The 21,979-nt window shown below is 67.2% G+C and carries 20 protein-coding genes; 2 read left to right on the forward strand and 18 right to left on the reverse strand.

Going from position 1 to position 21,979, the window contains the following annotated elements; genetic code table 11:
- Nucleotides 1–44 precede the first annotated feature (44 nt).
- The 14 genes from K3U94_RS21755 to K3U94_RS23825 all read right to left on the reverse strand — a co-directional run bounded on the left by K3U94_RS21755 (nucleotide 45) and on the right by K3U94_RS23825 (nucleotide 14,740).
- Complete coding sequence (locus tag K3U94_RS21755) at nucleotides 45–2,825, reverse strand: AAA family ATPase (protein WP_220694991.1); 2,781 nt, start codon at nucleotides 2,823–2,825, stop codon at nucleotides 45–47.
- A gap of 186 nt (nucleotides 2,826–3,011) precedes the next feature.
- On the reverse strand, nucleotides 3,012–3,527 hold the full coding sequence (locus tag K3U94_RS21760; RefSeq protein ID WP_220694992.1) for a hypothetical protein: 516 nt from the start codon (nucleotides 3,525–3,527) through the stop codon (nucleotides 3,012–3,014).
- A gap of 535 nt (nucleotides 3,528–4,062) precedes the next feature.
- Nucleotides 4,063–4,599, reverse strand: a complete 537-nt coding sequence (locus K3U94_RS21765; protein ID WP_200900662.1) for a hypothetical protein — start codon at nucleotides 4,597–4,599, stop codon at nucleotides 4,063–4,065.
- Between the two features lie 110 nt (nucleotides 4,600–4,709).
- Nucleotides 4,710–5,492, reverse strand: a complete 783-nt coding sequence (locus K3U94_RS21770; protein ID WP_220694993.1) for a hypothetical protein — start codon at nucleotides 5,490–5,492, stop codon at nucleotides 4,710–4,712.
- 72 nt (nucleotides 5,493–5,564) lie between these two features.
- Nucleotides 5,565–6,365, reverse strand: a complete 801-nt coding sequence (locus tag K3U94_RS21775) for a hypothetical protein (RefSeq protein WP_220694994.1) — start codon at nucleotides 6,363–6,365, stop codon at nucleotides 5,565–5,567.
- A 28-nt stretch (nucleotides 6,366–6,393) separates the two neighbouring features.
- Nucleotides 6,394–7,245: a hypothetical protein gene (locus tag K3U94_RS21780; RefSeq protein ID WP_131721500.1), complete on the reverse strand. Its 852-nt coding sequence runs from the start codon at nucleotides 7,243–7,245 to the stop codon at nucleotides 6,394–6,396.
- A gap of 176 nt (nucleotides 7,246–7,421) precedes the next feature.
- Nucleotides 7,422–8,387 carry an L-histidine N(alpha)-methyltransferase gene (gene egtD / locus K3U94_RS21785; RefSeq protein ID WP_220694995.1) on the reverse strand — a complete coding sequence of 322 codons (966 nt, stop codon included), beginning with the start codon at nucleotides 8,385–8,387 and terminating at the stop codon, nucleotides 7,422–7,424.
- Nucleotides 8,384–9,085, reverse strand: coding sequence for an ergothioneine biosynthesis protein EgtC (gene egtC, locus K3U94_RS21790; RefSeq protein ID WP_220694996.1), 702 nt, complete (start codon nucleotides 9,083–9,085; stop codon nucleotides 8,384–8,386). Before egtC ends, egtD begins: the two co-directional genes overlap by 4 nt.
- Nucleotides 9,085–10,365 carry an ergothioneine biosynthesis protein EgtB gene (gene egtB, locus K3U94_RS21795; RefSeq protein WP_220694997.1) on the reverse strand — a complete coding sequence of 427 codons (1,281 nt, stop codon included), beginning with the start codon at nucleotides 10,363–10,365 and terminating at the stop codon, nucleotides 9,085–9,087. The genes egtC and egtB overlap by 1 nt, the downstream gene beginning before the upstream one ends.
- Nucleotides 10,362–11,648 (reverse strand): ergothioneine biosynthesis glutamate--cysteine ligase EgtA, encoded by a 1,287-nt coding sequence (gene egtA / locus K3U94_RS21800; protein ID WP_220694998.1) that lies wholly within the window; start codon nucleotides 11,646–11,648, stop codon nucleotides 10,362–10,364. Before egtA ends, egtB begins: the two co-directional genes overlap by 4 nt.
- A 64-nt stretch (nucleotides 11,649–11,712) precedes the next feature.
- On the reverse strand, nucleotides 11,713–12,345 hold the full coding sequence (locus K3U94_RS21805) for a sensor domain-containing protein (RefSeq protein ID WP_434084938.1): 633 nt from the start codon (nucleotides 12,343–12,345) through the stop codon (nucleotides 11,713–11,715).
- 22 nt (nucleotides 12,346–12,367) lie between these two features.
- The gene (locus K3U94_RS21810) at nucleotides 12,368–13,816 is read right to left on the reverse strand and encodes a catalase (protein ID WP_220695000.1); all 1,449 of its coding nucleotides are present in this window, start codon (nucleotides 13,814–13,816) and stop codon (nucleotides 12,368–12,370) included.
- Between the two features lie 135 nt (nucleotides 13,817–13,951).
- On the reverse strand, nucleotides 13,952–14,323 hold the full coding sequence (locus K3U94_RS21815; protein ID WP_047319792.1) for a hypothetical protein: 372 nt from the start codon (nucleotides 14,321–14,323) through the stop codon (nucleotides 13,952–13,954).
- Nucleotides 14,324–14,404: 81 nt separating this feature from the next.
- Entirely contained in the window at nucleotides 14,405–14,740 is a 336-nt protein-coding gene (locus tag K3U94_RS23825) for a hypothetical protein (RefSeq protein WP_047319791.1), read from the reverse strand.
- A gap of 218 nt (nucleotides 14,741–14,958) precedes the next feature.
- Between K3U94_RS23825 and K3U94_RS21825 the strand changes: the two genes are divergently transcribed.
- On the forward strand, nucleotides 14,959–15,678 hold the full coding sequence (locus K3U94_RS21825; RefSeq protein WP_220695001.1) for a hypothetical protein: 720 nt from the start codon (nucleotides 14,959–14,961) through the stop codon (nucleotides 15,676–15,678).
- On the opposite strand, the gene K3U94_RS21830 is transcribed toward K3U94_RS21825, so the two are convergent.
- From K3U94_RS21830 to K3U94_RS21845, 4 genes are all read right to left on the reverse strand, one after another.
- A complete protein-coding gene (locus tag K3U94_RS21830) occupies nucleotides 15,671–16,783 on the reverse strand; it encodes a DUF4185 domain-containing protein (protein ID WP_220695002.1) in 1,113 nt (370 codons plus the stop codon). The genes K3U94_RS21825 and K3U94_RS21830 overlap by 8 nt on opposite strands.
- 84 nt (nucleotides 16,784–16,867) lie before the next feature.
- Nucleotides 16,868–17,914 carry an aspartate-semialdehyde dehydrogenase gene (locus K3U94_RS21835; RefSeq protein ID WP_220695003.1) on the reverse strand — a complete coding sequence of 349 codons (1,047 nt, stop codon included), beginning with the start codon at nucleotides 17,912–17,914 and terminating at the stop codon, nucleotides 16,868–16,870.
- A 1-nt stretch (nucleotide 17,915) separates the two neighbouring features.
- Nucleotides 17,916–19,181: an aspartate kinase gene (locus K3U94_RS21840; protein ID WP_220695004.1), complete on the reverse strand. Its 1,266-nt coding sequence runs from the start codon at nucleotides 19,179–19,181 to the stop codon at nucleotides 17,916–17,918.
- Between the two features lie 195 nt (nucleotides 19,182–19,376).
- Nucleotides 19,377–19,835 (reverse strand): hypothetical protein, encoded by a 459-nt coding sequence (locus tag K3U94_RS21845; protein ID WP_220695005.1) that lies wholly within the window; start codon nucleotides 19,833–19,835, stop codon nucleotides 19,377–19,379.
- A gap of 302 nt (nucleotides 19,836–20,137) precedes the next feature.
- Here K3U94_RS21845 and leuA point away from each other — a divergent pair, with 302 nt between their 5' ends.
- Nucleotides 20,138–21,946 carry a 2-isopropylmalate synthase gene (gene leuA / locus K3U94_RS21850; protein WP_220695006.1) on the forward strand — a complete coding sequence of 603 codons (1,809 nt, stop codon included), beginning with the start codon at nucleotides 20,138–20,140 and terminating at the stop codon, nucleotides 21,944–21,946.
- Nucleotides 21,947–21,979: the final 33 nt, after the last annotated feature.

Here is a 21,979-nt window from a genome sequence, read left to right on the forward strand (position 1 = left end):
TACAGTTTCGGCGGCGCACCGCAACGACAGACGGTCGGGCCAGGTCAACTGGCGGGATCCTCGGATAGGACGCCGGCCTGGGCCATGACGCGATAGAGCTCGATGCGAGAGTGGATGCCCAACTTACGGTAGATTCGAGAGAGGTTGACTTCGACTGTCTTTCGGGTGATGAACAGCATCGTGGCGATGTCGTGATTGTTCATTCCTGTTGCCGCCAATTCGGCGATGCGCCGTTCGGTGGGCGTCAGGCCGGGTGAGCGGGTTCGACCGGCGGTGCCGCGGTCCAGCTCCGCGCGGACTTGGCTGGCCCACAGTGGGGTCCCGACCTTCTCGAAGGTCTGTAAAGACTCGGCCAGCACTGCGGCCGCGGTCTGCCAATGACGCAGCCGACGTTCCAGTCGGCCGAGAACCAGAAGCGTTCGTGCCCGTTCGAAGGGCATTTCAATGCGATCATGGTGAGCCAGCGCGGTGTTTGCGTACGTCACAGCCGTCGCAACATCTCCGCGCGCAGCCGACATCAGCGCCCGGCACCGCGCTCCGACGGCCAGCATCCACGCGCGATTCAACCGCGTCCCATTGCCTTCCAGAATCTCGGTCAGCCGCTCGGCCTCGTCAAGGCGATCGAGGTGGATCAGGGCCTCGGCGGCGTCAGGCACGAAGCCGCAGGCGACGATCTCGGTGAAGCGCGGTGCGAGATGGACCATGGGTAGCAGCGGCTCGACCGCTGCCAACGCCTCCGCGTGATCACCGAGGGAGAGTTCCAGAAAGCCATGAGCGGTAATAGGCGTCGACAGCATGGTGACGTAGCCGCTTGCTCTACCGGCGGCGAGCGCGAGATCGATGTGACGGCGCGCATCTTCAACACGACCCTGATAGCTCGCGACCACGGACTGCAACGACGACGCGATGAACTGTGCCGCGTGGCCGCCGAACTGGCGAGCCCGCCGCGTGGCCTCGTTCGCGGTGTCGGCGGCGCGCGGGAGGTTGCCAAGCCAGACGTCGAACATCACCGATTGAAAGGCGATGAAATCCATCTCGCCTTCTCCGCCATTGGCCTCGCACCGGCTTCCGATCACTTCGAGAGATTCGCGGGCTCCCACAAGGTCGCCCGTCCAGCCGCGCAGCAAGGCGCTTTGCACACTGGGGCGAAGTGCTACCGGCACAGAGGTATCGAGGTCTTCCAGTTCGGCGACGCGGCGCAGATCCGTTGCCGCGGCGCCCTCGCCATTGAAGAAGCGCATCATTTCGCGCATGCCCGACGCCCGGCTGAGCGCCTCAGGAAGGCCTATCCGTTCGGCGAGGACAGCCGCCTGTTCGGCGGTTGCCAGCGCCGCATCCGGTTGGCCGATGTTCAGCTGCGTGAATGCCAGGGTTGTCATGACGATCACCCGGAGCTCCGAATCGTCGGTACAGTCGGCCACTGCTTGGCGGCACAACTCCCAGGCGTCCAGGAAACTGTCGTCGTAGAGCCGCACCATGGCCAGCTGCTGCAACGCCTCGGCCCTTCGAGGACCTGGTGTCAGATCAGCGATGGCCGCCTTGAGCGCCTCGCCCGCGCGATGTGAATCGCCGGCGTCGAACAAGCACTGCGCTAACCGGATTCGCCGTTCTTCCGTGGTACCGCCAAATCCGATTGCCAGCTCCAACAGCTCAGCAGCGGCGGCAGGCGCTCCGCGACCGCGCGCGATCTCTGCGGCGTCGTCGAGGGCGCTCAGCGTTTCCGGTTCCCCGACAGGATCGGCCAGCGCGAGGTGACGGGCATGCAGTTCGGGCTGTGTGATGACCTCGGCAAGGCGCCGGTGCATACGTCGCCGGACAGGAGGCGTCGCTCCCATGTGTACGGCGTGAGCGAGCAGCGGGTGGGTGAAACGAATACGGTTGCCCTCGATGGTGATGATCTGCTGCATCTCGGCCGTGTCGAGCATCTCTAGAAGATGTTGTGGTGCAACGTCAATGACCTGGGAAACGACGCGTATGGTCGGGTCCGCGCTGCTGGCAATCGCGAGCAGCGCATCATCGACATCGCCTTGGATCCGGCTGATCCGGGAGGATGTCAACTCTCCAAGGCTGGCAGGAAGTCGCAGGTAAGCGGTGGGGTCGTTCTGGTCGATTTCCCTGGCCAATTCCAGTGCGTAGAAGGGATTACCGCCGGAAATCTGGTGGATGCGCAGCATCCTCGGCCGGGGTATGGGACTTCCCAGATGCGAGGTGAGCACATCTTGCAGCTCTCCAACCATTAACGGTGGCAAACTGATTCGCCGAACGGAATCGGGCCGGCTCAGCTCGAGCAACCCCGCGGGAGCGGATGACGTGCCGCTGCGCGTGGTGCAGAGCCATGCCACTCGACCGGAAAGGCGCCGCGCGGCGAAGGCCACCGCGGCCGCACTGGCGGGGTCGAGCCACTGTAAGTCATCGATGGCGACCATCACGGGCGACTCGTCGGCCAGCTTGTTGAGCACGGCCAGAAATGCGGCACCCACCGCACGTTGCTTGACCGCAGGAGAGACGATTTCGTCCTCATTGAGGATGGCCGCTGCGAGCCCGTGTCGCTGCGGCGAGGGCAGATCGGCCCAGAGATCGCGATCAACCTCACTCAACAGGTCGGCAAGGGCGGCGTAGGCCAGGACCGATTCGGCCGCGCTCGCCCGTGCAGCCAGGACTCGAGCCCCGTGTTGGCGAGCGCGTTGTAGCCCTTCCAGCCACAGCGTCGTTTTGCCGATGCCCGGCTCGCCCTCGATGATCAGCCCCGTTGAGGCATCGGCCGCGTCGTTGAGCAACTCGGCGATGGCGCGGACCTCGCGGCTGCGGCCGACGAGCGAGCTCACGACAGGCGGCTTCCGAGTCTTCCCGTCGGGCCGGACCCGAACATTTTCATGCGCCCGCATCCGATCCTTGACGGTTGGAATGACAGTTCCCCCCGCAGAAAATCGTATAGGTTGGCAATGAGCCGCGCTGGCAATCGGCCATGGCCGCTGACAAATATGCGGCCGCCGCGACGACTACCGCACCGGCTACTTGGGGACCAGCGGCGCCACCTTACGAGCCAGATCCACTGCCGCAGCGTTGGCCTGATCCCCTAACAGTCGAAGTACCGCGACCTGAACGGTATTCGTGCGGTTACCTGCCGCGAATTCCACCGAGCCGCTGCTCATGTAGCGCATGCCGTCCGGCCCCGGCGTCGTTGGGTCGGGAAAGTTGGCGTCGGGGGCGGGAAGCGTGTTGTTGAGTGCGGTGCCGGCATTGCCGATCGTCAGCGAAACCGATTCGTCGTTAGACGGATTCGTCCATGTGCAGTCGCCCATGTCGGGCTCCGTGCCCGTCGAGACTCCGGCCACCGGGGCTCCGAGCAGCGACGAGATGTCCTGCGGGGAGATCATCGAGCAGGCGTCAATGCGCTTCGCCGGCTGCGCCGACCCGGGCGCCGCGGCCGGCGACTGGTCGGTGCCGCTGGCTCCGCACGCAGACGTCAGCGGCCACGCCAGCGCGGCGGCGAACAAGACGGCCAGGATGTTGCGTTGCTGCTGCATTGGTCCACGCTAAGCCCGCCACGGTCCGCTCGGAATCAGGGATATCACTACAGTTTCGCCGCGTCCCGGCTGTCACGCACCGGGCACTACTGAAGGTCACGGGGCGGCGGCGGTAGTGGCCCACAGTATCCGGCGTGGCGTTGGGCGTCCTCTGCCGTCCCACACTCGTAGTGATTCCAGTCCTGATTTTCGCGTCGGGTATCGGGCGAGACACAAACCGCGTCCGAACGGTAGGCATCGCGCCACACGAACCCTTGCTGACAACTCTGTGGGCCGTATGCGCCGTTGGGATCGATCCGGCTCGCGGCGTCGGCGTTCTCTTGCGCGGTGCGGTCGCGGTCTCCCGGCCGGACACAGACCGTGTCGCCGGGATACGCCGCTCGCCAGACGAGGCCCGACGCACATGTCGGGTCGGGTACCGGGTGCGGATCCGCCCATGCCGGCACCGCACCGATGACGGTTGCCCATGCCGTCAGCGCAGCCAGGGGCAACGCCGGCATGTTGACGTTTCTTGCCACCACGACTCCTCGGGTCGTTACTGCCGCACGTAAGGCGGCTTCGACGGCGGACGGTCAAGCGGTATCGGCTGACCGACATACCGCGCGGCGTCGTCGTCGGTTTCGACGTGAAGGTTGCCGGACCAGCCGCTCATAGCGCCGGTGTTGCAACCGCCGAGAACGCCGGTCATCTGCACTTCGACGTAGACATCTTCGGAATCGCCACGATTTTGGGCGAGCTCGACGGACTCTCCAGGCTGAACCACCGCATGATTGCCGGGCCAATCGTTGAAAAGTATCGCCGCATCACCGGGCGCGCAGGACGGAGGATTCCCGTCTGCGGTGAACTTCGCATACAGTGGCCCGTTCGTGTGAACCACGATGCCGGGATGCCCGAGGCACTGTTGGCTATAGGGCTTTGGGCAATCCATCGCCAGATGCTTGTCGAACACCTGGGCATTGGCCGGGCTCGCCAAAGCGAGCGCACTCCAGGCGGCCGCCGTGGCGAGCGCCGCCGTGTTGAGAAGAACCGCGCACCTGCGTCCGCCGCGGATACCTTTGCTGCTCTTGTCCATCGGGATTCCTTCCAGAGACGGTCGTCGACGCCGGTGAAGAGGCGAAGCCACAATATGTCGGCAATGTGACTGGTGCCATTGACTATTTGCCGGGCGGTTCCGTCGGCCGATCACAGGTGGCCGGTCACGGTCTGACTGGCCCGACCGATGGACATCCCCTGGCCGTTGTAGGTGGCTGTGCACTCCACCTCTGCTTCGTAGGTGTCTCCGAGGGGCGGGTACATCATGTCGGTGAGCGAACCGGTGCTGTTCGGGGAGATTTTGAGGCTCTCCTTGACTACTGCCGGCCCGATTCCGGCGGTTTTTGTTCCGGTGTAGTTGCACAGGGCGGGCAAACCGGAATTGTTGGTGATATTGACGATCGCGTTGATACCACTCTTGGTGATGTTCATCGCTATGGCATCGTGCGGCGCGGCGCATTGCTGGCCGGCCAGAACAGTGGCCTCCACCGAGCCCGCCGGGCATTGCACCGGTGCGGCCTGAGCCGGTGCTGCCGGTGCTGCCGGTGCAGCGGGCGCTGCGGCGGGTGCTGCCGGTTTGGCCGGTGGGGTGTACTGGTAGTCCGACCATGCGCCACAGTCGTCCGACCCCACCGAATGCTTGCGGCAGCCCTGGACCGACAGCGTGAAAGCGTCATTGCCGTTCTTGACGGTTTCTGTTGCGTCGCTGCCGCAGCCTTTGCTCAGTTCTACTTGGGGCCCGCCGTTGGACTTGAGGTGCACCACGTCCCCGGCCTCATCTTCGTGGACTCGCGGACACCCAGAGATGGTGCATATCGCTTCGGAACCGTTTTGCGTACAGGTCACGCTGTAGCCATTCGGCAAAGCGTCGGCCCGGGCGATGGGCGCCATCAACGGCACGGCGATCCCGAACAGCCAGGCCGCGGCGGCCACAATCGCGATCGGTGCAGGTGTTCGTCTTCTCATCACAGTTCCCTTTCCTCAAGTTCCGCGCGGACGATCTCGTCAGCCGGACAACTTCTGGCCGGCCTTACCGATGGGCCATGTCAGGCCCTCATAGATGACCGTGCAGTCCACCTCTGCGTCGTAGATGGTGAAGGGGGGCGGCCAAAGCATGTCGGTGATCGAACTGGTGCTGTTCGGACCCACCTCGACCGTTCTGCTCACCGTTTGCGGCCCGAGGCCGACGACTTTTGTTGCGGTGTACGCGCATTGGGCGGGCAGGCTGGATTTGTTGGTGATGGCCACATGCGCGTCTACGCCTTGCGGAGTGATGTACATCGCCACGTCGTCGTGTGGCGGGGCGCATGGCTGGCCGGCCGGGACGGTGGCTTCCACCGAGCCCGCCGGGCATTGCACCGGTGCTGCGCCCGGTACAGCGGGCGCTGCCGCCGGCGCGGCCGGCGCGGCCGGGGCCGCCGATGGGAAGTACCGGTAGTCCGCCCATGCACCGCAGTCATCCGAACCCACGGGATGCTTGCGGCAGCCCTGGACCGACAGGGTGAACGGGCCGCTGACGCCTGCGACGATTGCAGTTGCGTCGTTGTTGCAGCCCTTGCTGAGCTCTTGTTGGTTCTGACCGTTGTACAAGGTGTGCACCACATCCCCGGCCTCGTCGTCGTGCACGCGCGGGCAACCCGAGATGTCGCAGGACACTTCGGTGCCGTTGGGCGAGCAGGTCACGCTGTACCCGTTGGACAACGTCTCGGCGCGAGCGGTCGGCGCCATCGACGGCGCAGCGTTGGTCCCGAACAGCCACGCTGCGGCGGCCAGGATCGACAACAGTGTCGATGTTCGTTTTCTCATGACTGCCCCCTGGCGAGCGGATCGTCCGTCAGCCGGTCACGGTCTGGCTAGCTTTGCCGACGGGCCACGGCGACCCCAGGTAGGTAATCGTGCAGATCGCCACTGCGTCGTAGGTGGTGAGGGGCGGTGGCCACAACATGTCGGTGATCGCGCCGGTGCTCTTCGGGCCGACGGCGATGGTTCTCGTGACTGTTTGCGGTCCGAGCCCGGCGGTTTTTGTTGCGGTGTAGGTGCAATCGGCGGGCAGACTGGAATTGTTGGTGATATCCACGGTCGCGTTCAAACCACTCTGGGTGATGGTCATCGCCACGTCATGGTCCGGCGGACTGCAGACCCCGCCGGCTGGAACGGTGGGCTCCACCGAGCCTGCCGGGCATTGCACCGGTGCGGCCTGAGCCTGAGCTGCGGGTGCTGATGAGCACGTCGAACCGGGCGGCAGTTTCTTCCCCGCGTCCGGCCCTGCCGTGCAAAGGACCGGCTCGGCTGCCGGGGCCGCTGCTTTCGCTGGTGGGGTGTACTTGTAGTCCGACCATGGGCCGCAATCATCCGAACCAACGGGATGCTTGCGGCAGCCCTGGACCCCCAAGGTGAACGGGCTGGCGCCAAACCCGGCGATGGTTCCAATTGCGGTGCCGTTGCAGTCTTTTTTGAGCTCTTGTTGGCCCTGGCCGTTGGTCAGCAGGTGCACCGCGTCCCCGGCCTCGTCGTCTTTCACGCGCGGGCAACCCGAGATGTTGCATATCACGTCGTTGCCGTTTTGCGTGCAGGTCACGTCGTAGCCATTGGGCAACGCGTCGGCACGGGCGGTCGGCGGGGCGATCCCGATCAGCCAGGCCGCGGCGCCCACCATCGCGATCAGTGTCAGTGTTCGTTTTCTCATGACAGTCCCTCGGTGCACGTGCGTGGCACCATTCGCTGCCCGACGGGCCCTGAGCCACACCTTTCGAATGTGCGAAGCGTATGGCCGGTTAGGGACGCCGACCAATAAGGGATCTGCCTACACTTTCGCCAATGCTGTGCCCAAGGGTTGTATCTGGAGCTCCACCGCGGCGAACCTCATTTAAAGGACAGCGATAGGCCGAAATCGCCTGCCGCGTCGGTCCACCAGCGTCGGCGCCGCAGCCCCGCGGCGGCCAGCTCATCGGCCACCTGCTCCGGCTGGAACTTGCAGGAGACCTCGGTCAGCATCTCCTCGCCGGCCGCGAAATCGACCGCCAGGTCCAGCGCCCCGACCACGACGTGCTGGGCGCGGCGGGCCCGTAGCCACATCTCGATGCGCTGTTCGGCTGAATTCCAGCGCGCCACATGGGCGAACTCGTCCAAGTCGAAGTCGGCATCGAGTTCGCGGTTCACCACCGCGAGCACGTTGCGGTTGAACGCCGCGGTCACCCCGGCCGCATCGTCGTAGGCACGCACCAGCCTGCCGGTGTCTTTGACCAGATCGGTGCCAAGCAGCAGGCTGTCACCGTGGTGCATGACGGCGGCAAGGTCGGCCAAGAATTCGGCCCGCGGTCCCGGTGTCAGGTTGCCGATGGTCGATCCCAGGAACACGAACAGTCGCCTGCCGCCATCGGGGATCTCGGCGAGATGGTGCTCGAAGTCGCCGCAGACACCTTGCACTCGCACGCCGGGATAGTCACGAGCGATCGCCTCCCCCGCGGCCTCCAGCACCCCGGCGTCCACGTCGAACGGGATGAATCGGCGCAGCGCCCCGGCATCCTGCATCGCGTCCAGCAGCATCCGGGTCTTTTCCGAGGTGCCGCTGCCCAGTTCGACCAGAGTGTCCGCGCCCGACAGTGCCGCCACCTCGGCCGAGTGCGCTCGCAGAATCTCGGCCTCGGCGCGGGTGGGGTAATACTCGGGCAGCCGGGTGATCCGGTCGAACAACTCGCTGCCGATATCGTCGTAGAACCACTTGGGCGGCAAGGATTTCGGATCCTGCGCAAGTCCGTACCGGACGTCGGCCCGCAGTGCGGATCGAGCCGCATCGGCCGCCAGGTGATTGGCTATGGAGACCGTCATCGGATGGAGTCCAAGGCGGTGACACGGACCTCGCCGTCGTGCGTGTCCACCAGGTGCCGGTCCGGGATGTCCACCCAGCGCGGGTCGTCGTCGTAGGGCTCGCTGGCCAGCACCACGCCGTCGGCCCCGTGCAACATCGACAAGGTATCCCCCCAGGTCGTGGCCAACATCCGAGAACCGTTGGCGGCCACGATGTTCAGCCGGGCTTGCGGATCGGCGGCACCGATCTCGGTGACCACCTCACCCAACGATTCCACGCCGCGGGCGAAGATCGCCGCGGCCAGGATCGCGCTGTCACAGACCGATTCCGCCTCCGCGGTGGTGGGCAACGCCGCGCGGTTCACCACGCCGTTGTGCGACAGCAACCAGGCGCCGTCGGTGAACGGCGCGGTGGCGCTGGCTTCGATGGGCATACCGACGGTCGCCGAGCGCACCGCGGCCACCACGCAGTGGCTGGCGAGCACCGGCGCGACCGAGGCGAAGGACACGTCGCCCCACAACGGTGCCGCGCTGCGCCACCGTCGCGGCACCCCGCCCTGGGATGCGTCGAAAAACCCTGCGCCCCAACCGTCGGCGTTGAGCAACCCATGCTGCTGCCGGCGTGGTGCGTAGGACTGCACCAGCAGGCCCTGCGGCGGTTCCAGCATCAACTCCGCCAGCGACCGCGGCCTACCCAGCCAGCCCAGGTGCCGGCACATCAGGCGTCCCAGGCCAGTCGCACACCGGCGAAGATCTGCCGCCGGTAGGGGTGGTCCCAATTGCGGAAGCTCGGCCGCAGGATCTCGGGGGCGACCGCCCACGACCCGCCGCGCAGCACCCGGTAGTCGCCGCCGAAGAACGGCTCCGAATAGCGTTGGTAGATCATCGGAGCAAAGCCCGGCCACGGTTGCAGGGGCGAACTCGTCCACTCCCAGACATCGCCCAGCAGTTGTTGCGCACCGTACGCCGACGCCCCGCCCGGGTAGGCCCCGACCGGAGCCGGACGCAGCGCCGCACCGCCGAGGTTGGCCAGCTCGCCCGAGGGATCCGTTGCACCCCAGGGATACCGGCGTCGCGCCCCGATGGCCGGATCCCACGCGCAGGCCTTCTCCCATTCGGTCTCGGTGGGCAGCCGGGCCCCGGCCCATGCCGCGTAGGCCTGCGCCTCGAAGTAGCTGACGTGCTGCACCGGTTCGTCGTCGGGCAGGTCCTCGGTGTGACCGAACCGGACCCGGGATCGATGGTCCGAACCCCAGAACTGCGGCGCCGTCAACCCGGCCTGCACACAGTGACGCCAACCCCGTTCGCTCCACCACTGAGGTTGCCGGTAGCCGCCGTCGTCGATGAACGCCCGCCATTCACGGTTGGTCACCGGCACCCGGCCGATCCGAAACGCCGCCACATCGACGCGGTGCGCGGGACGCTCGTTGTCGAGCGAGAAGGGTTCATCCGTCGGGTCGACGCCGAGCACGAATTCACCGCCCGGTACCAGCACCGAGGTTCCCGCCAGATCGGGCCGGCCGGCGGGCAGGCCGCCACCCGCGCCGAGCAGGGGTGGGCCGGCACGCAGGTTCAGCGCCTGCAGCATGGTCTCGTCGTGCTGGTGTTCGTGACTGAGCACCAGGCCGAACACGAAGCCGTCCGAGAAGTCGCCGGGCAGCGACTCCAACTTGTCGAAAACCTTGGAACGTACGGTGGCGCAATACTTCCGGGCCTGTTCGGGCGCCAACAGTGGCAGGTCGACGCGGCTGGCCCGTGCGTGGGTGAAGGCGTCGTAGAGGCCCTCGACATCCGCCGGGAGCAGGCCGGGCCGGGCCGGGTTCCCGTCGCGCAACAGCCACAGCTCCTCCTGCTGACCGATATGGGCCAGGTCCCATACCAGCGGGCTCATCAGCGGGTCGTACTGGCGGTGCAGCTCCGCGTCGTCGAAATCGACGAGCGCCAGCGTGCGCCGCCGCGCCCGGGTCAGGTCGCGGGCCAATATTTCGGCTGTGGTCATAACTGTCTGCGCGCCATTCGGACCACCATCGCCTTAGCGCCGGTCCGGGTCACTTCGTCGGTGACGTCATCGGCCGGGCAGCGGCCCCGTTCGACCATGCCGACCAGCCGGTCCATCCCCTCGCGCAGGGATGCCGGGGCACGGTCAGCGACCAGCCCAAGGCAGCGCTCGGCGGCCGCCTGCAGCCGCGGGTCTGCCAGGCCGATCCGGGCGGCGACGTCCCAGGCGGTCGCGACGGGTGCGACGGCTTCGGCGGCGCTGTCGGCGGCGACCGGGTCGTCGAGCAGGGCCGCCAGGGTGAACACCAGTGCCGGCCAGAGGGTGTCGTCGACGCTGTCGAGGTAGCGGATCTCCAGCCAGCCGCGCGGGCGGACCGGGGGAAACAGTGTGGTCAGGTGGTAGTCGAGGTCTTCGATGCCGGCGCGGCGGCCGCCGAGACGCACCCGTCCGTCGGCCCAGTCGGCGAACGGCACGTAGCGGCTGACCGGAATCGCTTCGGGAGTGTGCACCAGCATGACCGGCGCTTTGAGCGCGTACCGCGCCCAGTCGGTGGCGGGATCGGTGCCGTCCAGGCCCAGTACGGGACCGCAGCGTGCCGAGTCCAGCCGGCTCCAGACGCGCTGGCGGGTGGAGCGCCAGCCGGAGAATTCCCCGGCCAGCAACGGGGAGTTCGCGGCGATCGCCACCATCGTCGGACCCAGCGCGTGGGCCAGCCGGACCCGGTCGGCCCAACCGGAACGCGGACCGGCATCCAGATTGAGCTGGACCGACGCCGTCGACGTCATCATCGCCGCGCCGGCCGAGCCGGTGTGGCTGGCGGCGAAGAACTGCTCCATCGCCGCGTAGCGCTCGCCGGGGTTGATCCGCTCGGTGGGCCGCAGCGGGTCAGCGCCCAGCTGCACCAGACCCAGCCCGGCGTCGGCGAACGCCGCGCGCAGCACCGCCTGATCGGCGGCCATCGCTTCGATCGCGGCGGGGGCACCGGTCAGCGGCGGGCCGGAAAGCTCCACAGCACCGCCGGGCTCGAGTGTGACGACGCTGCGGCCCGGCAACGCCGGCAGGGATTGCAGCACGTCACCGATCTCGGCCCAGCCGGGGCGACGGTGCGGGTCGCCCGGGTCGAAACAGTGCGCCTCGATCTCCAGGCCCACCCGGCCGTGCGGGCCATCGGTGAGGCAGCGTCCGGTGATGTAGTCGGCGGCGTCGGACGCACCGGACAGTTCGGGGCCGCCCAGGCAAGCCTCATCTCCGCGGGACAGTTGCGTCGCCGCGGCGAACCCCATATCAACCCCTCCGCCCGTTGATCTTCCCGACGCTACCGGAGACGGGCGACAAGAGAACCGGTGATTACTGACCCAGGGAGTTCTGCATCGCGCCTGCCAGCACGTTCACCGCCGGGCCGGCGTTACCGGACTGACAGACCTTGGCCTGCAACAAGACGTTCGCCCGCAGTCGGGTCTGGTTGAAACAGCGCCGGTCGGTGCCGGCCTCCTGCTTGGTCCAGGCCGCGTCCGTTGCCGTGGCCGGCCCGCCGCCGAACGCCCAGACCTGGGTGGCTCCGTTGTCCAGGTGCATCGCGGTGGTGCGGCCCGAGCAGCCGACCGTCCGGTCGACGACCCGGTGAAAGGCCGCGGCGGCAGCCTCATTGGTGGCGAACACCCCCACCGCCTGCTTGACGAAGTGCCCCTGATCGGTGGCCGAGGTCTGCGTGAGGGCGCTGTTGAACGACGCCAGATCCGGATCGTTGTAGACCTCGGGCAGGCCGATGTCGGCCCAGTTGTTGCAGGCCGGGTCGTCGACCCAGAAGGCCTGGAACGGCTCGCCGGAGACCGCTTCGAAGCCCATCGGTGCGCCGACGATGTTGCCGACCGATCCCTTGGGCAGCACCGCGTAAGAGACCACGCCCGGTTCGGAGGGCCCGGCTGCGGCGACCGGGGCGACCGCTGCGCCGGCAGCGGCCAGTCCCAGTCCCGCCAGCAGGGTCGCGGCGGCCCGCCGGCCGTCAGGCAAGGTTGGCCCGCACCCCGGCCTCCACCGCGCGCCCCAGATCGGGGTCGATGTTGCGCCAGTATTCGAACACTCGGGACAGCACCGGCTCGGTGACACCGGCCGACACATGACCAATAATATTGGAAGCCAACCGTTTCCGTGCATCATCATCGAGGACGTCGCGGACCAGGGTGCGGGCCTGGCTGAAGTCGTCGTCGTCTTCGCGCAGCGTGTAAGCGGCACGCACCATGTCTCCGTCGGCGTGCCAGCGCACTTCCGCGGCACGAGCCGGGTCGGCCTTGGGGCCGCCCATCGAGTTCGGCGCGTACACCGGGTCCGTCGCGTTGACGAACCGCATGGCGCCGTCCTTGGAGTAGCTGTGCACGTCGACTTTCGGTGCGTTGACCGGCAATTGGCTGTAGTTGGTCCCGATCCGGGCGCGGTGCGCGTCGGCATACGAGAAACCTCGAGCCAGCAGCATCTTGTCCGGACTCAAACCGGTGCCGGGCACCATGTTGTTGGGCTGGAACGCCGCCTGCTCGATCTCACTGTGATAGTCGCTGACATTGCGGTCCAGGGTCAGCTTGCCGACGTCGATCAGCGGGTAGTCGGCGTGCGGCCATACCTTGGTGAGGTCAAACGGGTTGTAGCGGTAGGTCTTCGCCTCCTCGAACGGCATGATCTGCATCTTCAGCGTCCAACTCGGGTATTCACCGCGCTCGATCGCCTCATACAGGTCCCGCTGGTGATAGTCGGCATCGACACCGGCCAACCGGTCGGCCTCCTCCTGCGTGAGGAAATCCACGCCCTGGTCGCTGATGAAGTGGTACTTCACCCAGAAGATCTCACCGGCGGCGTTGATCCAGCTGTAGGTGTGGCTGGAATAGCCGTTCATGTGGCGCCAGTTCTTCGGAATACCCCGATCCCCCATCAGCCAGGTGACCTGGTGGGCCGACTCCGGCGTGAGGCTCCAGAAGTCCCACTGCATGTTGTGGTCGCGCAGGTTGTTGGCCGCGCGACGCTTCTGGGAGCGGATGAAGTGTTGGAACTTCAGCGGGTCACGCATGAAGAAGACCGGGGTGTTGTTGCCCACCAGGTCGAAGTTGCCCTCAGAGGTGTAGAACTTCGTCGCGAAACCTCGCGGGTCCCGCCAGGTGTCTGGGCTGCCCCGCTCACCCGCGACGGTGGAGAACCTCGTCAGTGTCTGCGTCTTGGCGCCCGGCGCAAACACCGCGGCCCTGGTGTACCGGGTGACGTCCGCGGTGACCTCGAAGTGCCCGAATGCCCCACCCCCCTTGGCGTGCGGCTGACGTTCCGGGGTGCGCTCCCGGTTGAACATCGCCATCTGCTCGATCAGATAGTGGTCCTGCAGCAGGATGGGGCCATCCGGGCCGATCGTCAGCGATTCGCCGTCGCTGGGCGCCGGGATGCCGGCATCGGTCGTGGTGTAGTGCTCGGTCATCTGCTTGTCTCCTCTTGTGCTCAAGAGCTTGTGACTCAAAGCGTTTGACTCAAACCGCCGGCGAGTGTGCGGCTACCTACGCCTGAGATGACAGGTCGCGCAGCAAACCGCCGCACTCGGCAGCTCTGAGAAGGATCAGCGGTGCGGCGGAGCCGACGGCGGGGGCGGTGGCGGTGCGGGCGGACCACCGGGGCCACCGGGACCGTTACCGGGACCGGCCGGCCGGAAACCCGGCCACTCCGGTTCCGCACCGGGACCTGCGGGCCCGAAGCCGGGGCCGCCTGGCCCGAACCCGGGGCCCATCGGGGGACCGTGATGCATCATGCACGGTCCGTGGTGACGATGCCCGAACCAGCCGCCGCCGCTGAGGTAGGCACCGGTGCCGAAGATGACGGTGGCGACGAAGACGGTTCCGGCGATGATCACCACCCAGGCCGCGGCTTGGTAGAGCCGGTTCGGCGGTGGTGGCGGAGGAGGCGGTGGGGTGGGGACTGGCGGCTCGCTCATACCGATCAATCATGCCCCAGAACGACGCCGGCCGCCGCCCTTCGGGAGGGGCGGCGGCCGGTTGCTCGTGGCCGGACCGGGTTACCGGCCGGGTGGGGGCGGCGGGGACTGGGTGCTCACCGAGGGCGGCAGCTCACCGGGTCCCCGCTGGTCCGGGCCGGGTCCCATCGGCCCCGGTCCGCGGTGGTGGCCCTTGTGGAACATCGCGTGCTGGCCGTGATGCCCGTGATGTCCGTGGCAGTGGTGTCCGCCCGGGCCGCCGCGGCTGACCCAGACGCCGGCGAAGAAGATCGACGAGACGATGAAGACGATTCCGGCGACGATCGCGACCCAGGCCGCGAGCCGATAGAGCCAGTAGGGCTTGGGCTCACCCGGCGGTGCGGGTGGGGTGGTTGTGGTGTCAGGTGTTTCGCTCATGTAAGGCATCTTGCCGGGGCCAACACCAGGTACCGCTAGGTCTTGGCTATGCAGGAGCTATGAGCCCGCGCGTCCCGGCCACCCTAGAAATAACGTCAGAAAGTCCAGGGAAAACCCTGTATCCCCACACCGCCTCCCGCTCCTAGCATCGGTCCTATCACCAGCCACCAGGGCTGGGAGCAGCAGGGGAAGGCACGACAATGGGGAATCTGAAACGTGTGGGCAGCCTTAGCGTGTTGGCGGCCGGGTTGGGCATCGGTGCTGCTCTGGCGGCGACGCCGGGGGTCGCTTTCGCCGGGACGTCGCCGGTTGACGGCGGCGCGGGGGCACTGGGGGTCGCCGGGGCGCTGGCGGCGGCGGACATCGGCGATGCCGCCGCCACGGTGGGCACGGCGGCCGCGGTATCGCTGCCGACCCTTCCCGACGGCTTCGGCAACTTCGCCATTTCGATCAGCGGGGTCGACCTGGTGAGCCTGGGCACCGCGTCCGCGTCGTCAAGCCTCGGTAACTTCGCGATCGCCTATGGCGCCTACTCCGACGCCAACGCGATGAGCGGCTTCTTCAACTACGCCTCCGCCGAGGGCGACCACAGCCTGGCCGTGGTCGGGGACACCGGATGGTTCAACTACGCCTCGGCGGTGGGCGATCACTCCAGCGCCGCGGCGGCCTGGGGCAACGGCAACGTGGCCACCGCGACCGGCGACTACGCCGTCGCCAGTGCGGGCGCATCGGTTGTGGCGGGTGTCTACGACAGCCACTACAACACCGCCACCGCCGAAGGTCTGCACGCCATCGCCTACTCCGGCTGGGACGGCAGCAGCAACAACACCGCGAGCGCCATCGGCGACTACATCCAGGACTACTCCCCGGAGGGCAACCCGTTCAACCCGGGCGATGCCACGGACTTCTGGGCCGACCTGTGGCACCTGTTCAGCTGACCGACCAGGGCTTGAACGGGTTCACCGCGAACTGGATCACCCGATAGGGCGCGCGGTCTCGCGGCTGGGTGTTCCATTGGCTGACGAACACCCGCAGCTCGTCCAGCGTCGATCCCGGTGAGATGTAGCCGCCGTAGGGCTGGGCCAGCCGGTTGTCGAACGGCGAGGGCAGGGTCTCGACGGGCACCGGCGGATCCGGCCACTCGGCGTGCTGCACCACCGTGGTCACCGGCGCGGTCCCCAACCCGGTCGGTTCGTAGGCCACCCGCACTTCCATGTTGCCGGTGGTGCCGTTGAAGTAGGACAGCACCGGCTTGCCGTCGATCTGGCGCAGGCTGAGTTCACCGATCTGGTCGTTCCACAGCGGCGTGGGCGCGTGTCCCCAACCCGCGGTGGCCGACCAGCCCTGCCAGGCCGACCGGTCGGTGAACTTGGCCGGGGCGACCCGGTACAGCGTCACCGAAGCGCTGCGGTCAAAGTTGTTGGCCACGATGTACACCCAGCCGGTGGCCGAGTCCGGCGTCGGAACCGGGTCGTAGTAGCCGCTGATCTGGGACTGACCGTGATCCTGGTAGGAGGCGGGCCGCACCGATCCCGGCACCGTCTGCCAACCCGGTTGCGCCGGATCGGCTTTCACCAACCGTGAGCTTTGCGGCACCAGCATCTTGGCGGTGGTCACCATCAGATAGTTGGTCCGGTTGATCGAGACGATCCCGGCCGGCAGCTGCGTGCAACCGGGCGGCGCCGGGTCGGCCAGCAACGGTTTGTCCACCCCGAGCACCCCGGTGTAGCGCACCCCCTCGGAGTCGTCGACCGAATCGGGGTCGGCGCGCAGCGCGATCGGCGAATACCAGCCGCCGTACCCGACGCCCTGGCCGGCGAAGCTGTCCCCGCAGATCTGCAGTACCGCGGTGGGGAACTCCATGAACTCACACAGGTCGGTGGCGCCGATACCGTAATCGCCGGTGGGCGTTCCCGTTCCGGCGTTGGGGCCGATCCGAACCACTTGGCCTTCGGCCAGCGGCCACAGCACCGGACGTGGGATGGGCGCGGGCGGCTCGGCATGCGCGACCCACGGGCCGGTCATCAACGCCACCATGGCCATGCACCCCGCCGAGCGTGTATTCAGCCCGAAAAATCGTGGAAACTTTCGGGCTGAGTGCACGTTCGGCGCCTTGGCAGGGCCGCGTCAGGACCCGGAAGATGCAGCCAGCAGCTCGGCGATCTGAATCGTGTTGAGCGCCGCGCCTTTACGCAGGTTGTCCCCGGAGACGAACAGCGCCAGGCCACGCCCGTCGGGAGCACCCGGGTCAACCCGGATCCGGCCCACCAGCGAGTCGTCGGCGCCGGCGGCAGCCAGCGGGGTCGGCACGTCGGTCAGCGTCACACCGGGGGCGTCGGCCAGCAGCTCGGCGGCCCGGTGCGGAGACAGCGGCCGGGCGAACTCGGCGTTGATCGACAGCGAGTGCCCGGTGAACACCGGCACCCGAACGCAGGTGCCGCTCACCAAAAGCTCTGGGATACCGAGGATCTTGCGGCTCTCGAACCGCAGCTTCTGGTCTTCATCCGTCTCGCCCGAACCGTCGTCGACCAGCGAGCCGGCCAGCGCGATCACGTTGAACGCGATGGGCGCGACGTACTTGTCCGGTGCCGGGAAGTCCACCGCGCCACCGTCGTGCACCAGTTGCTCGGCGCCGTCGGCGACGGCACGGATCTGGGTGGCCAGCTCCTGCACGCCGGCCAGCCCGCTGCCCGAGACCGCCTGGTAGGTCGAGACGATCAGCCGGGTGAGGCCGGCCTCGTCGTGCAGCGGCTTGAGCACCGGCATCGCCGCCATGGTGGTGCAGTTCGGGTTGGCAATGATGCCCTTGGCCAACTTCTTTCCGCGCACGTCGCGATCGAAGTTCACCTCGGAGACCACCAGCGGAATGTCCGGGTCCTTGCGCCACGCTGACGAGTTGTCGATCACGGTGACCCCGGCGGCGGCGAACCGCGGCGCCTGCACCCGCGACATCGTCGCCCCGGCCGAGAACACCGCGATGTCCAGCCCGGACGGGTCAGCGGTCTCGGCGTCCTCGACCTCGATCTCGGCACCGCGGAACGCCAACTTGCGCCCCGCCGAGCGCGCCGAGGCGAAAAACCGGACCTCGTCGGCGGGAAAGTTGCGTTCCTCCAACAGAGTCCGCATCACCTGGCCGACCTGACCGGTCGCACCGACTACACCGATGGCAACCATGTCAGCGTCCCGTCCCGCCGTAGACCGTGGCCGCCTCGTCGCTGCCGAGGCCGAACGCCTCGTGCAGCGAAACGACGGCCTTGTCCAGATCGTCTTCGGCGCACAGCACCGAGATCCGGATCTCGGAGGTGGAGATCAGGTCGATGTTGACCCCGTTGTCGGCCAGCGTCTCGCAGAAGGTGGCCGTCACGCCCGGGTGGCTGCGCATTCCGGCGCCGATCAGCGACACCTTGCCCACCTTGGCGTCGTAGAGCACCTCGGTGAAACCGATCTCGCTCTTGAGCGACTCCAGCTTGGCCACCGCGGCCGGTCCGTTGTCACGCGGGCAGGTGAAGGTGATGTCGGTCTTGCCGTCCTCGACCTTCGACACGTTCTGCAACACCATGTCGATGTTGATATCGGCGTCGGCCACGGCGCGGAAGATCTTGGCCGCGTAGCCGGGCAGGTCGGGAATACCGACCACGGTCACCTTGGCTTCGCTGCGGTCGTGCGCGACTCCGGTCAGGATGGCGTCTTCCATGGGGATGTCCTTGATCGATCCAGAAACGATGGTGCCGGGCTTGTCCGAGTAGGAGGACCGGACGTGGATGGGCAGGTGGTAGCGGCGGGCGTACTCCACGCAGCGCAGCATGAGGACCTTGGCGCCGCAGGCGGCCAGCTCGAGCATCTCCTCGAAGGTGACGGTGTCCAGCCGCTTGGCGTTGGGCACGATGCGCGGGTCGGCACTGAAGATGCCGTCGACGTCGGTGTAGATCTCGCAGACGTCGGCTTTCAGCGCCGCGGCCAGCGCAACCGCGGTGGTGTCCGAGCCGCCACGGCCCAAGGTGGTGACGTCCTTGGTGTCCTGGCTGACGCCCTGGAAACCGGCGACCAGCACCACCTGGTCTTCGCCGAGCGCGGCCTGCAGCCGGCCCGGGGTGACGTCGATGATCTTGGCCTTGCCGTGCGCACCGGTGGTGATGACGCCGGCCTGCGACCCGGTGAACGAGCGGGCATTGCAGCCCAGCTCCTCGACGGCCATCGCGACCAGGGCATTGGAGATCCGCTCCCCGGCGGTCAGCAACATGTCCAGTTCGCGGGCCGGCGGAGCAGAACAGACCTGCTGCGCGAGATCCAGCAGGTCATCGGTGGTGTCGCCCATCGCCGAGCAGACCACCACCACCTCGTTACCAGCTCTTTTGGTCTCGACGATGCGCTCGGCGACCCGGCGGACCCGGTCGGCGTCGGCCACCGACGATCCGCCGTATTTCTGCACGACGAGCGCCACGGTCGTCCTTTCGGAGTCTGGGAATGCAGACAACAGGATACGTGGGCCCACTCGGCGACGATGCGGCCGTGCTGGCGTACCAGGTGACGATACTGGCCACCCCGGTACAAGCTAACGGGATACCGGAAAACGCGATGGCACGCGTTTCCCGGGTCGAGGAACAGCAGCCCGGGATACCGGGCACAGCTCAGCTGCCTAGGTGTTGAAAACGTCGGCCGGACCCCACAGCTGAAAATCGCCGAACGGGGAGATGAGCAGATCCGCTCCGCCAATGCCGGTCAGCGGAGTCTCCAGCCATTCGTTCTCCCAACCGCCACCGAAGTTCATCAGGTCGATGGTCACGCCGCCATCGATCGCGAGGATGTCGTTGGTGAAGAATGCGGAGGCTGTGTGGGTGTCCAGGCCGCTCAGGACGGTGTCGTAATCGATCCGCTGCGTGTCGACGATGTACGGGTTCCACTCTTCGGTGCCGGTGACCACCGTCGGGGAGTATGGGGTGTTGCCCGCCACTTCGGAGGGACGCGAGGTGTACGGGTTCGGCACGAAATAGATCTCGTCAGCCCCTGCCACACCGACCGACAGGAATCCGGCAGTCAGCAGCGCACCGGCGGCCGCACCCAGCGCTGGGGCTATACGGTGTTGAGTGGTACGCATGCTTCCCCCTAATGTTTCTCTGGGTTTTCCCTGAGAGCTAGGACGTTTTTATCGACCGCTCTCCCGGCGGGTCAACACCTGGTTCCCCTCAGTGGAACGGCCGGTGGTCCGCCCGAGCATCGCGACCGTTTGCCCGAGAGTTTGGCGCCCGGCCGGTAGGCGCTACACTGGCCGACGTGCTGCGCGCGCTCCTGCTCGGACGCCGCGACGGGGTCTGACCAAGACCGGCCTCCCGTCGCGGGTTTCGTCGATGCGCCGGTCTGAGTCCCCTGGACAAGCCCTGACAAGCCGGAGCGAACATCGTGACCACCTTTTCCAGCCCTGACGCCTTCACGTCGGGCCGCAGCATCACCAAACCCGCCGGGCCGCGAGGCCCCGGACAGCCCGCCTGGAACCCCCAGCGCGGCTCGGCCATGCCGGTCAACCGTTACCGCAGCTTCGCCGACGAGGTCGAATCCATCACGCTGCCCGACCGCACCTGGCCGGACCGCGTCATCGAGCGCGCCCCGCTGTGGTGTGCGGTCGACCTGCGCGACGGCAACCAGGCGCTGATCGACCCGATGAGCCCGGCCCGCAAACGCCGGATGTTCGACCTGCTGGTTTCTATGGGCTACAAGGAGATCGAGGTCGGCTTCCCGTCGGCCAGCCAGACCGACTTCGACTTCGTCCGCGAGATCATCACCGACGGCGCCGTGCCCGACGACGTCACCCTGCAGGTGCTGACCCAGTGCCGTGACGAGCTGATCGAGCGCACCTTCGAGGCCTGCGCGGGCGCCAAGAACGTGATCGTGCACTTCTACAACTCCACGTCGGTGCTGCAGCGCCGGGTGGTGTTCCGCGCCGACCAGGCAGCGGTGCAGGCCATCGCGGTGGCCGGGGCGCGCAAGTGCCTGGAAGAGCAGGCCAAGTACCCGGGCACCCGGTGGCGCTACGAGTACTCGCCGGAGTCCTACACCGGAACCGAACTGGAGTACGCCAAGGCGGTCTGCGACGCCGTCGGCGACGTCATAGCGCCGACGCCGGACAACCCGATCATCTTCAACCTGCCGGCCACCGTGGAGATGGCCACCCCGAACGTCTACGCCGACTCGATCGAGTGGATGAGCCGCAACCTGAAGCGCCGCGACTCGGTGATCCTGAGCCTGCACCCGCACAACGATCGCGGCACCGCGGTCGCCGCCGCGGAGCTCGGCTATCAGGCCGGCGCCGACCGGATCGAGGGCTGCCTGTTCGGCAACGGCGAACGCACCGGCAACGTCTGCCTGGTGACGCTGGGCCTGAACCTGTTCTCACGCGGCGTGGACCCGCAGATCGACTTCTCCAACATCGACGAGATCCGCCGCACCGTCGAGTACTGCAACCAGCTGAACGTGCCCGAGCGTCACCCCTACGGCGGCGACCTGGTCTACACAGCGTTCTCCGGCAGTCACCAGGACGCCATCAACAAGGGCCTGGACCAGATGAAGATCGACGCGGACGCGGCCGACTCCGACGTCGACGACATGCTCTGGCAGGTGCCGTACCTGCCGATCGACCCCCGCGACGTGGGGCGCACCTACGAGGCGGTGATCCGGGTCAACTCGCAGTCCGGCAAGGGCGGCGTGGCCTATGTGATGAAGACCGACCACGGCCTGGTGCTGCCGCGCCGGCTGCAGATCGAGTTCTCGCGAGTGATCCAGCAACTGACCGACGGGGAGGGCGGCGAGGTCACGCCGAAGGAGATGTGGGACGCCTTCGCCGACGAGTACCTGAACCCGATCCGTCCGCTGGAGCGGATGCACCAGAAGCTGCTCGCCGCCGAGACCGACGACGGCACCGACCGTATCGAGGCAGTGGTCAAGGTCGACGGTGTGGAGACCGAGATCACCGGGGCCGGCAACGGCCCGCTGGCCGCGTTCGTCGACGCACTGAGCCAGGTCGGTGTGCAGGTGCACGTGCTGGACTACTCCGAGCACGCGATGAGCGCCGGTGAAGAAGCCCAGGCCGCGGCGTACGTGGAAGCGCAGATCGGTGACACGGTCGTCTGGGGCGTCGGGATCGCGCCGTCGATCACCACCGCGTCGCTGCGGGCGGTGGTCTCCGCGGTGAACCGGGCGGCCCGGCTCGGCTGACGCGACTACGGGGGGGCAGGTATGACGCGAGTG

This window comes from Mycolicibacter heraklionensis, assembly GCF_019645815.1.
In the GTDB taxonomy this organism is placed as follows: domain Bacteria; phylum Actinomycetota; class Actinomycetes; order Mycobacteriales; family Mycobacteriaceae; genus Mycobacterium; species Mycobacterium heraklionense.